Genomic DNA, 13,333 nt, shown 5'->3' on the forward strand with positions numbered 1-13,333 from the left:
GGCGCCGCAGTCGCGCTCAGCGCGCGGGCGCATTCATCAATTCTACGACCTCGCGTGCCGCAGCGGCGACGTCGGCGTTCACGACGCGGTAATCGAACTCATCCTGGGCCGCCAACTCGACACGAGCGGTGCGCAGGCGTCGCGCACGTTCCTCGGCGTCCTCCGTGCCGCGTCCGATCAGTCGGCTGACCAGCTCGTCCCAGCTGGGCGGGAGCAAGAAGACGAGTGTCGCATCCGGTTGCGCGGCGCGAACCTGTCGCGCCCCCTGCAGATCGATCTCCAGCAGCACGGACTGACCGCGCTCAAGCGCCGCACGGATGGGGGCGCGCGGGGTTCCGTATCGGTAGGCATTGTGGACGGTTGCCCATTCGAGCAGTTCCCCGTCGGCAATCAGCCTGTCGAACTCCGCATCGTCGACGAAGTAATAGTGCTCCCCGTCGAGTTCGCCCGGCCGCGCCGGGCGAGTGGTCGCCGAGATCGAGAGATGGATCTCGGGATGATGAGTGCGGATGTGTTGAGCGACAGTGCCCTTGCCGACGGCGGTGGGGCCGGCGAGGACGACCAGACGCGAACGGTCGGCGCGCGGATGCGGCTGCGGAACGCGCTCGTCGAGGAAAGCACGCAGTGCGCGCTGTTGCCGAGCTCCGAGTCCGCCGAGGCGCTTGGCAGGCGAGATCTGGAGCCGCTCCATGATCTTGTCGCGCTTTCCCACACCGATCGCGGGTATCGCGGTCAGGAATTCGGTGACGCGCATCGCCCCCGCCGGCGAGTCGGGCGCGGCGAGGGCCCGCCGCAGGAGCTCCTGCGGCGAGATCACTCTCATCGCGACATCCTGCTTCAGCGACGCGCGTTCGCGACGGGCGGCGACGGCGCGCCGCGACGCCGCGATGCGATCGACCTCGGGCGGGGCGGGACGTTCAGTCATGGCTGACTCGAGGATAGAGCGCGGCGCGCTGCTCGATCCGCGATTCGAGCCGGCTGGGACCCACCGCCAGGATGCTTCTGCTTTCGGAAGCGATCACGTTGGCCGCGACGTAGCCGAACAGACGCGGGAGGTCCGCCGGCTCGGCCCCCTGTGCTCCGAACCCCGGGGCAAGGACGGGCGTTCCGGCCAGGACCACATCGCTGAGCCCGAAGGCAGCGCGATCGACGGTGGCGCCGACGACCAGGCCCGCCGACCCGAGCGCGCCGGGGAGGCCGACATTGAGACCGCCGATCTCCCGGGCGATCCGTGACGCCACGCTTTCGTCATCCGACGCCGAGTCGTCCCGGGTGATGGCGGTCTGGACGGGCCTGCCCTCGGGGTTGCTCGTCGCCGCCAGGACGAATGCGCCCTTGTTTCGCCGGATGGCCGCCGAGATCGTCGGGTAGAGGGAGTCCGGGCCGAGGTAAGGGCTGAGCGTCACGGCATCCGCCTCCAGCGGGGAACCCGGCTCGAGCCATGCGGCGGCGTACCCGTCCATCGTCGTACCGATGTCGCCCCGCTTCGCGTCGGCGATGACGATCAGGTTCGCGCTGCGAGCAGCCGCCATGACCTCCTCCAGGGCTGCGAAACCCGCGGACCCGTACCGCTCGAAGAACGCGACCTGCGGCTTGACGATGCCCACGCGTCCGGCGCACGCCTCGACGACGCGGAGTCCGAACTCGCGTGCCCCGTCGGCACTGACGCCCAGTCCCCAGGATTCCAACAGGCTCGCATGGGGGTCGATGCCCACGCAGAGGGGGCCGTACTCCCCCAGCGTCGCCCACAGTCGCGTACCGAACGATGTCACGCGCGCTCAGCCCTCTCGCGCGCATAGTCCTGCAGGCTCTTCACCTCGAAGCCCTCCCGCAGTACGGGGAACGCGCTCACGGCAGCGCCGAGCACCGCCATCGTCGTGAACAGGGCCTTGTCCCCCGCGACCGCGGCAGCGCGGATCTCGTAGCCGTCAGCCCGGGCCATGCCGCCGCTGGGCGTGTTGACCACGATGTCGATCCGGCCGTCGTTGATGAGATCCACGACATTGGTCTCGCCCGAGGCCTGCGTCGCGGAGTACTTGTTGACGACCTCGACGGCGATGCCGTTGCGGGCCAGGATCTCGGCGGTGCCCTCGGTCGCGAGAAGCTCGAACCCGAGTTCCTGCAGACGGTGCGCCGGCAGGATGACGGCACGCTTGTCGGCATCGGACACCGAGATGAACACCGTGCCCTCCAGCGGCAGGCCGCCGTACGCCGCGGCCTGGCTCTTTGCGAACGCCGTCGGGAAGTCGCGATCGATGCCCATCACCTCGCCCGTCGACCGCATCTCGGGGCCCAGGACGGAGTCGACGATCTGGCCGTCCTTCGTGCGGAAACGCTTGAAGGGAAGCACCGCTTCCTTGACCGCGACCGGCGCGTCCAGCGGCACCCGGGAACCGTCGGATGCCGGCAGCAAGCCCTCTGCGATGAGCTCGGCGATCGTGGCGCCGGCCATGATGCGGCTTGCCGCCTTTGCGAGCGGAATCCCCAGAGCCTTCGAGACGAACGGGACAGTGCGGCTCGCACGCGGGTTCGCCTCGATGACATAGAGCACGCCGGCGCTGATCGCGAACTGCACGTTCAACAATCCGCGAACGCCGACCCCGCGCGCGATCGCCAGCGTGGCGTCGCGGACCCGGTCGACCTCGGTGCGCCCGAGGGAGACCGGCGGCAGCGTGCAACTCGAATCGCCGGAGTGGATGCCGGCCTCCTCGAGGTGCTCCATGACCCCGCCGATATAGAGCTCGTCGCCGTCGTAGAGGGCGTCCACGTCGATCTCGATCGCGTCGTCGAGGAAGCGGTCGACCAGCAGGGGCATCCCCGGACCGATGATCGCCTGGTCGGCGATCCGCACGAAATAGTCGCGCAGGCTGGCGGTGTCGTACACGATCTCCATGCCGCGGCCGCCCAGCACAAAGCTCGGTCGCACAAGCACCGGGTAACCGATGTCTTCGGCCACTGCGACGGCGCCGTCGACGTCGACCGCGGTGCCGTGGCGCGGAGCGATGAGGCCGGCATCAGCGAGGATGCCGCTGAAGAGGCTTCTTTCCTCCGCGAGGTCGATGGCTGCCGGGCTTGTGCCGAGGATCGTGTAACCGGCAGCCTCGATGCCCTTGGCGAGCCCGAGCGGTGTCTGGCCGCCCAGCTGGCAGATGACCCCCAGGATGGTCCCGGAACGGGACTCGGCGTGCAGCACCTCCAGAACGTCCTCCAGCGTGAGCGGCTCGAAGTAGAGGCGGTCGGACGTGTCGTAGTCGGTGGACACCGTCTCTGGGTTGCAGTTGACCATGACGGTCTCGAAACCGGCGTCGCTCAGGGCGAAGGACGCGTGCACGCAGGAGTAGTCGAACTCCACGCCCTGACCGATGCGGTTCGGGCCGGAACCGATGATCACGACCTTCGTGCGCTCGGATGCGCTGACCTCGGTCTCGGTGTCGTAGCTCGAGTAGTGATAAGGGGTCAGTGCCGGGAACTCGCCGGCACAGGTGTCGACGGTCTTGTACACGGGACGGATGTCGAGGCCGTGTCGGATGCCGCGGACCTCGGACTCCGAGATCCCGCGGAGCTCGGCGATCTGCGCGTCGCTGAAACCGTGTTCCTTCGCCACGCGCAGCGTCTCGGCATCCAGTTCCCCGGCGTGCGCGACGAACGTCGCGACCTCGTTGATCAGGACGATCTGGTCGAGGAACCACGGGTCGATCGCGGTGGCCTCGAAGGCCTGCTCCACCGTTGCGCCCTTGCGCAGGGCCTGCTGGACGACGACGATGCGGCCATCCGTGGGCGTGCGGGCGATCTCGAGCAGTTCGTCCACAGAACGATCCTCGTCGCCCCAGTGGAAGCTGGATCCGCGCTTTTCGAGCGAGCGCAGTGCCTTCTGCAGCGCCGTCGTGTAATTGCGACCGATCGCCATCGCCTCGCCGACCGACTTCATGGTCGTCGTGAGGGTCGTGTCGGCGGCGGGGAATTTCTCGAAGTTGAACCGGGGCACCTTGACGACGACGTAGTCGAGGGTCGGTTCGAAGCTTGCCGGGGTGACCTTCGTGATGTCGTTGGGGATCTCATCGAGGCGGTACCCGATGGCGAGTTTGGCGGCGATCTTCGCGATCGGGAACCCGGTCGCCTTCGACGCCAGTGCCGACGAGCGGGACACGCGCGGGTTCATCTCGATGACGATGATGCGTCCGCTGGCGGGGTCGACGGCGAACTGGATGTTGCATCCCCCGGTGTCCACGCCGACCGCGCGGATGATGTCGATACCGATGTCACGAAGACGCTGGTACTCGCGGTCGGTGAGAGTCAGAGCCGGGGCCACCGTGATCGAATCACCCGTGTGCACACCGACGGGGTCGACGTTCTCGATCGAGCACACGACCACCGTGTTGTCGGCGGTGTCGCGCATGAGCTCGAGCTCGTACTCCTTCCAGCCGAGGATGGACTCCTCGAGGAGAACCTCGTGCGTGGGCGAGTCGTGGAGCCCGGCGCCCGCGATGCGGCGCAGGTCGGCCTCGTCGTAGGCGAAGCCCGAACCCAACCCTCCCATCGTGAAGGAGGGACGCACCACGAGCGGGTATCCGAGTTCTTCGGCGCCGGCGAGCACCTCGTCCATCGTGTGGCAGATGCGGCTGGCGGCCACATCTGCACCCGCCTCGATCACGAGTTCCTTGAACACCTGGCGGTCCTCGCCCTTGCGGATCGCGCCCACCTTCGCGCCGATCAACTCGACGTCGTACTTCTCGAGGATGCCGCGATCGTGCAGCGCCATGGCGGCGTTGAGCGCCGTCTGACCGCCAAGGGTCGGCAGGATCGCATCCGGCTTCTCTTTCGCGATGATCGTCTCGATCACCTCGGGGGTGATCGGCTCGATGTAGGTGGCGTCGGCGAAGTCCGGATCGGTCATGATGGTGGCCGGGTTGGAGTTGACCAGGATGACGCGCACGCCCTCGGCGCGCAGCACTCGGCACGCCTGGGTGCCGGAGTAGTCGAACTCACAGGCCTGACCGATCACGATCGGGCCGGAGCCGATGACCAGGACGGAGCGGATGTCGTCGCGCTTAGGCATTCGCTTCTTTCATGCTGAGGTTCGCGCGAACGAGGTCGGCGAACCGGTCGAACAGGTAGTTGGCGTCGTGGGGCCCGGCAGCGGCTTCGGGGTGGTACTGCACAGAGAACGCCGGGATGTCGAGCGCCCGGAGACCTTCCACGACCCGATCGTTGAGGCCGATGTGGCTCACTTCGACTCGTCCGTAGCCCTGTGGGCTCTCGAAGGGTTCATCCAGGGGGGCCTCGACGGCGAACCCGTGGTTGTGGGCGGTGATCTCCACGCGACCGGTCTGCTTGTCCAGTACCGGCTGATTGATGCCCCGGTGCCCGAAAGGCAGCTTGTAGGTGTCGAGACCGAGCGCGCGACCGAGCAGCTGGTTGCCGAAGCAGATACCGAAGAACGGAACGCGGTCATCGAGCACGGCGCGCAGCAGCTCGACATGGTCTGCGGAGGCAGACGGGTCCCCCGGACCGTTCGAGTAGAAGACCCCGACCGGATCGATGGCCCGGATGTCATCGATCGTCGCATCCTGCGGCAGCACGTGGACATCGAACCCGCGCGCGGCGAGGTTGTCGATCGTCGCCTTCTTGATCCCGAGGTCGATCACCGCGAGCGAACCGAGCCGCTCCCCGGTGGCGGGCGTGACCTCGGGCGCGGTGACCGACACGGATGCCGACAGGTTCTGCCCCGCCATCGCGGGCGCCTCGCGAACCAGGCGCAGGTGTTCCTCGGGGTCGAGCGCTACCGCCTCTCCCGAGAAGACACCCCCACGCATGGAGCCCGCCGACCTGATGTGCCGCGTCACCGCGCGCGTGTCGATGCCGCTGATGCCGACGATCCCGTCGCGCTCGAGCGCATCATCGAGGGACTCGTCCGCCCGCCAATTGGAGACGACGCGCGACGGGTCCCGAACGATGTATCCAGCGACCCAGATCCGCCGCGACTCGGGATCCTCGTCGTTCATGCCGGTGTTCCCGATGTGCGGTGCCGTCTGCAGGACGATCTGGCCCGCGTAGGACGGATCGGTGAGGGTCTCCTGATATCCGGTCATCCCGGTGGCGAAGACGACTTCGCCCAGCGTCACACCGCGCGCACCGTAGGCGCGACCTCGGAAGCGCGTCCCGTCCTCGAGGACGAGCACGGCAGGATCAGTTCGGAAGAGGGTCATTCGGAATCTCCGGGGGATGTGGAGGGGTCGGAGGCGCCGGCCAGCGGCGCGAGGGCTTCTGCGAGGCGACGCGCGGACGTGTCGCGAGGGCGCAGGTAGGTGTCGACGACCACGCCGGTGTCGGCGAGCCAGCTCACGCGAACCAGGCCGTCCTTCTCGACCACGCGATCGATCGTCATGGTCGCCTGGGTGACGTCGGTGATCCGGTCGGAGCCGATCGTGATGCGGGGCTGACCTGTGAGATCCAGGGCGACAGCGGCATCCGTGACGGTCACCGTGACCGGCGACCGGTACCCGAGCCCCGGCGCGGCGATCCGTTCCAGGGGTGCGTCATGGACGGTCGTTGCCACGTACAGGGCGTCGATCACCTCGCGCGCGGCGCCGGCGTCGCTCAGTTCGGATGGGGCGATGAGCGGCATCCGGTCCCGCCGGGTGCGCCGCACCCAGCCCCATGCGGCAAGTCCCAGGAGCACAACGGCGACCGCGACCATCACGAGGACGGCGGCTTCGCGGGTCATGCCATCACCCCCGGAGTGTCGAGGACGGCACCGTCGGCGACCGTGACGGTGCCGCGGTTGACCGTCAACCGGATCTGTCCGGGCAGCCGTTCGCCGAGGTACGGAGAGTTCCGGCTGCGCCCGCGCAGATCCTCTACCGAGAACGTCCGGATCGGGGTCGGGTCGTAGAGCGTGAACGACGCCGGCTGGCCCACCTCGACGGGTGTCCCATGGCCGCTCACGCTGCCGATACGCGCCGGCGCGGCGGACATCGTGCGCGCCACATCGGTCCAGGCCATGCGCCCGGTCGCGACCATCGTGCTGTGGACGACGCGCAGCGCGCTCTCCAGGCCCACCATGCCGTGGGATGCTGCCTCCCACTCGCAGGCTTTGGTCTCGCTCGGATGCGGCGCATGATCTGTGGCGACGATGTCGATCGTGCCGTCGGCGAGGCCTTCCCGCACGGCCTCGACGTCCTCGGCCGTGCGAAGCGGCGGGTTGACCTTGAACCGGGCGTCATACCCGCGGACTCGGTCCTCCGTCAGGAGCAGGTGGTGCGGCGTGACTTCGGCCGTCACCGCAATGCCGCGTTTCTTGGCCCATCGGATGATGTCGACCGAGCCGGCCGTCGACAGATGACAGACGTGGAGGCGCGACCCGACGTGCTCGGCCAGCAGGACATCCCGCGCGATGATGGCTTCCTCCGCCACCGCAGGCCAACCCGCCAGCCCGAGCTCCGCCGACACCACACCCTCGTTCATCTGCGCACCTTCGGTCAGACGCGGGTCTTGCGCGTGCTGCGCGATGACACCGCCGAAGGCCTTCACGTATTCGAGTGCGCGGCGCATGATGACGGGGTCCCAGACGCAGAAGCCGTCGTCGCTGAACACGCGCACGCGTGCGCGAGAGTCCGCCATCGCCCCGAGTTCGGCCAGACGCTCGCCCTTCTGCCCGACGGTGACCGCCCCGATGGGCTGCACCGTGACGTATCCGGCGGCTTCGCCGAGGGCGAGCTCCTGCTCCACGACGCCCGCGGTGTCGGCGACCGGAGAGGTGTTCGGCATCGTGAAGACTGTCGTGAAGCCTCCGGCGGCGGCGGCCCGGGAGCCGGTGAGGATGGTCTCCGATGCCTCGTATCCGGGTTCTCTGAAGTGGACGTGGAGGTCGACGAGGCCGGGAAGCGCGAGCAAGCCGGATGCGTCAATGACCCGCGCACCAGCCCTGTGGAGACCGGGGCCGGCCTCGACGATCATGCCGTCGTCGACGATCAGGTCGGTGCGGGTTCCGTCCACGAGTTCTGCATCGCGGACCAGGAGGACCTCGTTCATTGCTGTTCCTCCTTCGTGCCCGATGACAACGGTGGTGACGCCGAACCTGCCAGCAACAGGTACAGCACCGCCATCCGTACCGAAACGCCGTTGGCAACCTGTTCCAGGACGGTGGATTGTGCTGAATCGGCGGCTTCGGCGGAGATCTCGAGCCCTCTGTTCATGGGCCCCGGGTGCATGACAATGCTATCGGCGCCCAGCGCCGCGAGTCGCCGCGCGTCGAAGCCCCAGCGTCTGGCGTACTCGCGCTCGCTGGGGAAGTACGCAGCATTCATGCGCTCCAGCTGGATCCGCAGCAGCATCAGCACGTCCGGAGCCGCCGAGATCGCCTGATCGAGGTCGTAGACCACCTCGGCAGGCCAGGCGGACACGTCCTGCGGCACAAGGGTCGGGGGCGCGACGAGCGTCACCTGCGCACCGAGGGTGTGAAGCAGCCACATGTTGGAGCGGGCGACGCGGGAATGGAGGACATCCCCGACGATGGCGACGCGCGTGCCTGACAGGTCACGGCCTCTGCTGTCCTGGCCGAACAGACGCTTGCGCATGGTGAAGGCATCCAGCAGTGCCTGTGTCGGATGCTCGTGCGTGCCGTCACCGGCGTTGACGACGCCTGCCGTGATCCAGCCGCTCGTGGCGAGCGTGTGAGGCGCACCCGAGGCGCCATGGCGGATGATGACGGCATCCGCGCCCATCGCCTGCAAGGTCTGGGCAGTGTCCTGCAGCGACTCGCCTTTCGAGACGGAGGACCCCTTCGCGGCGAAGTTGATCACATCCGCGGACAGACGCTTGGCGGCGGCTTCGAACGAGATCCGCGTGCGGGTGGAGTCTTCGAAGAAGAGATTGACGACCGTCTTGCCGCGCAGCGTCGGGAGTTTCTTGACCTCGCGGCGCTGCGTGTCTGACATGTCTTCAGCGGTGTCGAGAATCCGCAGCGCGTCCTCTCGCGAGAGGGTAGCGGTGTCGAGCAGGTGCCTCATGATCGGATGCTCACCTCGTCGATGCCGTCGATCTCACGCAGTCGCACCGCGACGTGCTCCGATCGGGAACTCGGCAGGTTCTTCCCGACGAAATCGGGGCGGATCGGAAGCTCACGGTGTCCGCGGTCGACCAGGATGGCCAGGCGCACGGCGGATGGACGGCCGATGTCCTGCAGCGCATCCAGCGCGGCACGGATGCTTCGCCCCGAGAAAAGCACGTCGTCCACGAGCACGACGGTCTTGCCGTCGATCCCGGCGTCGGGGATGCGGGTCGGATGCGGGGTACGCGTCGGGTTGCGATGCAGATCGTCGCGGTACATCGTGACATCCAGCGCACCGACGGGCACGGGGTGGGCAGTGAAGCCGCTGATGAGGGTCGCGACGCGCTCCGCGAGCGGGACACCGCGCGTGGGGATACCGAGAAGGACGAGTTCGCCGGCACCGCGGTTGGATTCGATGATCTCGTGCGAGATTCTCGTCAGAGCGCGTGAGATGTCGGCATCCTGCATGACCGTGCGGGTGCTCATCGTCGCTCCCTTCTCCGCCTCACAGGACGGGGTTAAAGGTTGCTGTGGTTCGAGACTACCCGACGCGGGGCGGCGCGGCGAGGAGCCACCGCACTCCGGCGCGGGCGGCCAGCAGGACGAGGATCAGACCGGTGACAGCGAAGAAGCCTCCCAGTTGCACGCGACCGGCGAACAGAAGCGCGATCACCTCGAGCACGACAATCTTGCTGCCCGGCAGCAGCAGGACCAGCATCGCTGCGGCTGTCGCTTTCTGAACCGGTCGAGCGGCGGTACGCAGGCGGGCAAGCACAAGGCGTTTCAGCGCGCGCACGCCCTCAAGGACGAGCTTGAGCACGACGGCGGTCAACAGCGACAGCGTGAAGGTCTCGCTGATGACGGCCGGGAAGTACTCGATCGCGAGGTTGAGCACCACGACGTAGACCAGGACGTCCACCAGGTGCAGCGGGTCCAGCCCGAAGCGGAGCCCGCGATCGGTGCTCAGGGGGTGCCGGCCGGAGTCGTGGCCGCCTCGGCGGCGGCGCTGTCGAGTGCTCGCGCGCGGATGGCGTGGCCGGTTGTCGTCAGACACCGTCCAGACGCGAGGTCCCACTTCCAGTCGTGGAGAGAACAGGTCAGCACGCCGTCGTCGATCTTGCCTGTCTTGGTGAGGTCTGCCCGCAGGTGGGGGCAGCGCCGCTGCACGACCCAGTCCTCGAGCTCGACATCCTCGGTCTGGTCGGACTGCTCCGCGTACCAGTTCTCGACGTACTCGATGCGGTCGCGCGAAAGGCACTTGAGGAATGTCGTCAGGAACTCGTTGAACTTGCCGCTACGCCCGACGGAGAACTGCATGGACAGGAAGATCGAATTGGACCAGTCGATCTCGTGGTCGGCGATGTTGGTCGAGACCAGGTCTGCCGGAATCGTGTACCAGTAGATGCACTCCTCCCCCGCGTACTCACGGACCTTCGCCTTCGGGAAATCGACCACCATGTCCAGCTCGCCGATCTGGAACCTGACGTTGCCGCCGACGCCGTCGCGGATCGTGCGGGCCCGCCGCAGCAGCGGCTCCCACCATTCCTTGATCGCCGCGAGCATCTCGTCCGGCGGAAGTACGGGAGCGCGGCGGGCCTCCTCGGCGGCGATCTCGTCCTGGCGGGTGTCGCGCTGGTGGGCCAGGTAGTTCCACTTGTCGTGGAACACGCGGTCGATCTCGTCATCCGTGTAGAGCGTCTGGGTGACGGTGACGGCACCGCCGTCGATGTCGACCTGTGTGCCGGGGAGGAAGAGGTGGCCGACCTTGTCGGGGCGCTGCTCGCGCAGGTGCTCCAGAAACTCCGATTGGTCGGTGAAGATCGAGTCGTCATCCAGCCCCGTGCCGTTGTAGCGGAAGAGCTCGTCCCTCAGGAACATGGGAGGGCCCGCCATCGGGAACACGTGGGCGGCGTCCACTTTGTCGATGTAGTACATCGCTCGCTTGTTCTGGGCCTCGCGCTTGAGCTTGGCGAAGTGCTGCTTGGAGTCCTGCGGCAGGTCGTACACCATCGGCCACCAGATGGCGCCCGAGACCTGTGTGAAGTAGGCATCCGGCTTACCGAACGCGAGCAGCTTCTCCAGGTCGAGCGGGTGGGAGTCGTTCTGGTTCAGGATGCTGGCGGTGCCATCGTCGACCGAGAGCGACGAGTCGCCGATCGGGCCGTCGGAGGGCGCGCGCAGCGGCGTGACCATGATCTTCAGGTCACCGTATGTCAGCGGCACGCCCGCCTCGGTACGGATGATGTTCGTGTAGCCGAGGTCGATCAGATCCCGTTCCAGATCGTCCGTCGGGTATTCCGGGAGCAGAACCGGGATGTCGGTGCGCACGTAGCGCTGGAGCATCCGCGGGTCGAAGTGGTCGCGGTGGCGGTGCGAGATGTACAGGAAATCCGCCGCGCCGAAGCGCTCCCAGTCCAGGCCGCGGTTGTCGGGGAACGGGAACCACGACCCGAAGAAGGACGGCCCGATCACGGGGTCGCACAAAATCGACCCTCCGGTGGTCTCGATGAACATACCCGCATGTCCAAGTCCGGTGATGCGCATGCACGCTCCTCTCCCGTGACGAGTGTAGGCGGCGCCTCGACGCCGGCCCTGGGTTCACGCCGTACAAATGCGGCCAGATCAGTCGCCTTCTGCGGTGCCGCGTTCGCCATCCCGTGCCACACGACCCAGCACCCCGTGCACGAACGCGCCGGAGTCGTCGGTGGAGAACTCCTTGGCCAGTTCGACGGCCTCGTCGATCGCGACGGCAGCGGGCACACTGTCGTTGTAGACGATCTCCCAGGTCCCGATGCGCAGCAGAGCGCGATCGACCGCGGGCATCCGGGCGAGGGTCCACCCCTTCGCGGCCGCGGTGATGGCGTCGTCGATCGCGGCGGCGTTGTCGATGACCCCGTCGACAATCTCTCGGGCGTAGAGCCAAGAGGCTTCCCGGGCAGGCTCGGATGCAGCACGCCGCGCTTCGGCGGCGAGGGTGAGCGCGACGTCTTCGCCGCGCACGTCGGCCTGGAACAGGATGTCAAGCGCGCGTTTGCGCGCCTTCGTTCGGGCGCTCATCGAGACGGCGCGTCAGTTGACGCGGCCGAGGTAGTCGCCCGTGCGGGTGTCGACCTTGACCTTCGTGCCGGTCTCGAGGAACAGGGGAACCTGGATCTCGTACCCGGTCTCGACTGTCGCGGGCTTGGTTCCCGCCGACGAGCGGTCGCCCTGCAGGCCCGGTTCGGTGTAGGTGATCTCGAGCACGACCGACGCCGGCATGTCGATGTACAGGGGCGTTCCGTTGTTCATCGCGATCGTGACCTGCTGGTTCTCGAGCAGGAAGTTCTTGGCGTCGCCGACCGTCGCCTCGGGGACGTTGATCTGGTCGTAGTCGGTCTGGTCCATGAACACGAAGCTCTCGCCGTCGTTGTAAAGGTAGGTGTAGTCCCGACGGTCGACGTTCTCGATCTCGACCTTCGCGCCGGCGTTGAAGGTCTTGTCGACCACCTTGCCGGTGAGCACGTTCTTCAGCTTGGTGCGCACGAACGCGCCGCCCTTGCCGGGCTTCACGTGCTGGAACTCCACGACGCTCCAGAGCTGTCCATCGATGTTGAGGACGACGCCGTTCTTGATATCTGCGGTGGATGCCATGGGGGTGAGGTTTTCCGTTCGTGAGCGTGGGTGCCGCGCGCCAGGCCGCGGCCGACATCCGAGTCTACGGGAGTCCCCCCACCCCCGCATCCGCCCCGCCCGTCCATCCGGGCGCCCGTCCACCCCGAAGCCCCAACCACCCGGAAGCGCAGCGAGACGGCGACGGCGGGTGCGTCAGCCCTCGGCGCGGCCGGTGAGGATGTCGATCAGCAGGGTGGTCGCGCGGGCATAGCCGGGGACGCCCTCGCCGACGACGTGGACGGCGGCGATGTCGCGGACGTAGGAGTGGTGACGGAAGGGCTCTCGCGCGGAGACGTCGGAAATGTGCACCTCGGCGACGGGCAGCGCGACGGCCGAAAGCGCGTCGCGCAGGACGACGGAGGTGTGAGTGAGGCCGCCCGGGTTGATGACGATCCCCGCGCAGTCGGTGCGCGCGTCGTGGATCGCATCGATGAGGACACCTTCGTGATTGGACTGCACCGCCCGCACCTCGAACCCGGCACGCGCCGCGGTCTCGGTCACGAGCGCCTCGACATCCGCGAGCGTCTCGCTGCCGTAGATGTCCGGCTCCCGCGTACCCAGAAGATTCAGGTTGGGGCCGTTGACAAGCAGGAGGCGACGAGGAGTTGTGGTCACGTCCGCCACCCTACTGCG

General features: G+C 67.5%; 13 protein-coding genes. All 13 read right to left on the reverse strand.

Annotated elements, in window-relative coordinates; translation table 11 throughout:
- Window positions 1–16: 16 nt before the first annotated feature.
- The 13 genes from gmk to ACSGC5_RS03455 all read right to left on the reverse strand — a co-directional run bounded on the left by gmk (window position 17) and on the right by ACSGC5_RS03455 (window position 13,315).
- Complete coding sequence (gmk, locus tag ACSGC5_RS03395; RefSeq protein ID WP_434969203.1) at window positions 17–925, reverse strand: guanylate kinase; 909 nt, start codon at window positions 923–925, stop codon at window positions 17–19.
- Window positions 918–1,772 carry an orotidine-5'-phosphate decarboxylase gene (pyrF, locus tag ACSGC5_RS03400; RefSeq protein WP_434969204.1) on the reverse strand — a complete coding sequence of 285 codons (855 nt, stop codon included), beginning with the start codon at window positions 1,770–1,772 and terminating at the stop codon, window positions 918–920. The genes gmk and pyrF overlap by 8 nt, the downstream gene beginning before the upstream one ends.
- Window positions 1,769–5,056 carry a carbamoyl-phosphate synthase large subunit gene (carB, locus tag ACSGC5_RS03405; RefSeq protein ID WP_434969205.1) on the reverse strand — a complete coding sequence of 1,096 codons (3,288 nt, stop codon included), beginning with the start codon at window positions 5,054–5,056 and terminating at the stop codon, window positions 1,769–1,771. The genes pyrF and carB overlap by 4 nt, the downstream gene beginning before the upstream one ends.
- Complete coding sequence (gene carA / locus ACSGC5_RS03410; RefSeq protein ID WP_434969206.1) at window positions 5,049–6,206, reverse strand: glutamine-hydrolyzing carbamoyl-phosphate synthase small subunit; 1,158 nt, start codon at window positions 6,204–6,206, stop codon at window positions 5,049–5,051. Before carA ends, carB begins: the two co-directional genes overlap by 8 nt.
- Entirely contained in the window at window positions 6,203–6,724 is a 522-nt protein-coding gene (locus ACSGC5_RS03415) for a hypothetical protein (RefSeq protein ID WP_434969207.1), read from the reverse strand. Before ACSGC5_RS03415 ends, carA begins: the two co-directional genes overlap by 4 nt.
- Window positions 6,721–8,031, reverse strand: a complete 1,311-nt coding sequence (locus ACSGC5_RS03420) for a dihydroorotase (RefSeq protein WP_434969208.1) — start codon at window positions 8,029–8,031, stop codon at window positions 6,721–6,723. Before ACSGC5_RS03420 ends, ACSGC5_RS03415 begins: the two co-directional genes overlap by 4 nt.
- Complete coding sequence (locus ACSGC5_RS03425; RefSeq protein ID WP_434969209.1) at window positions 8,028–9,008, reverse strand: aspartate carbamoyltransferase catalytic subunit; 981 nt, start codon at window positions 9,006–9,008, stop codon at window positions 8,028–8,030. Before ACSGC5_RS03425 ends, ACSGC5_RS03420 begins: the two co-directional genes overlap by 4 nt.
- Window positions 9,005–9,535: a bifunctional pyr operon transcriptional regulator/uracil phosphoribosyltransferase PyrR gene (pyrR, locus tag ACSGC5_RS03430; protein ID WP_434969210.1), complete on the reverse strand. Its 531-nt coding sequence runs from the start codon at window positions 9,533–9,535 to the stop codon at window positions 9,005–9,007. The genes ACSGC5_RS03425 and pyrR overlap by 4 nt, the downstream gene beginning before the upstream one ends.
- A 55-nt stretch (window positions 9,536–9,590) precedes the next feature.
- Window positions 9,591–9,968 carry a hypothetical protein gene (locus tag ACSGC5_RS03435; protein WP_434969211.1) on the reverse strand — a complete coding sequence of 126 codons (378 nt, stop codon included), beginning with the start codon at window positions 9,966–9,968 and terminating at the stop codon, window positions 9,591–9,593.
- A 44-nt stretch (window positions 9,969–10,012) separates the two neighbouring features.
- Complete coding sequence (locus tag ACSGC5_RS03440) at window positions 10,013–11,593, reverse strand: Rieske 2Fe-2S domain-containing protein (protein WP_434969212.1); 1,581 nt, start codon at window positions 11,591–11,593, stop codon at window positions 10,013–10,015.
- A 78-nt stretch (window positions 11,594–11,671) separates the two neighbouring features.
- Window positions 11,672–12,106, reverse strand: coding sequence for a transcription antitermination factor NusB (gene nusB / locus ACSGC5_RS03445; RefSeq protein ID WP_434969213.1), 435 nt, complete (start codon window positions 12,104–12,106; stop codon window positions 11,672–11,674).
- Window positions 12,107–12,118: 12 nt separating this feature from the next.
- Entirely contained in the window at window positions 12,119–12,679 is a 561-nt protein-coding gene (gene efp / locus ACSGC5_RS03450) for an elongation factor P (RefSeq protein ID WP_434969214.1), read from the reverse strand.
- Between the two features lie 174 nt (window positions 12,680–12,853).
- Window positions 12,854–13,315, reverse strand: a complete 462-nt coding sequence (locus tag ACSGC5_RS03455) for a type II 3-dehydroquinate dehydratase (protein WP_434969215.1) — start codon at window positions 13,313–13,315, stop codon at window positions 12,854–12,856.
- Between the last annotated feature and the right edge of the window lie 18 nt (window positions 13,316–13,333).

This window comes from Microbacterium sp. bgisy207, assembly GCF_965345035.1.
GTDB lineage: Bacteria > Actinomycetota > Actinomycetes > Actinomycetales > Microbacteriaceae > Microbacterium.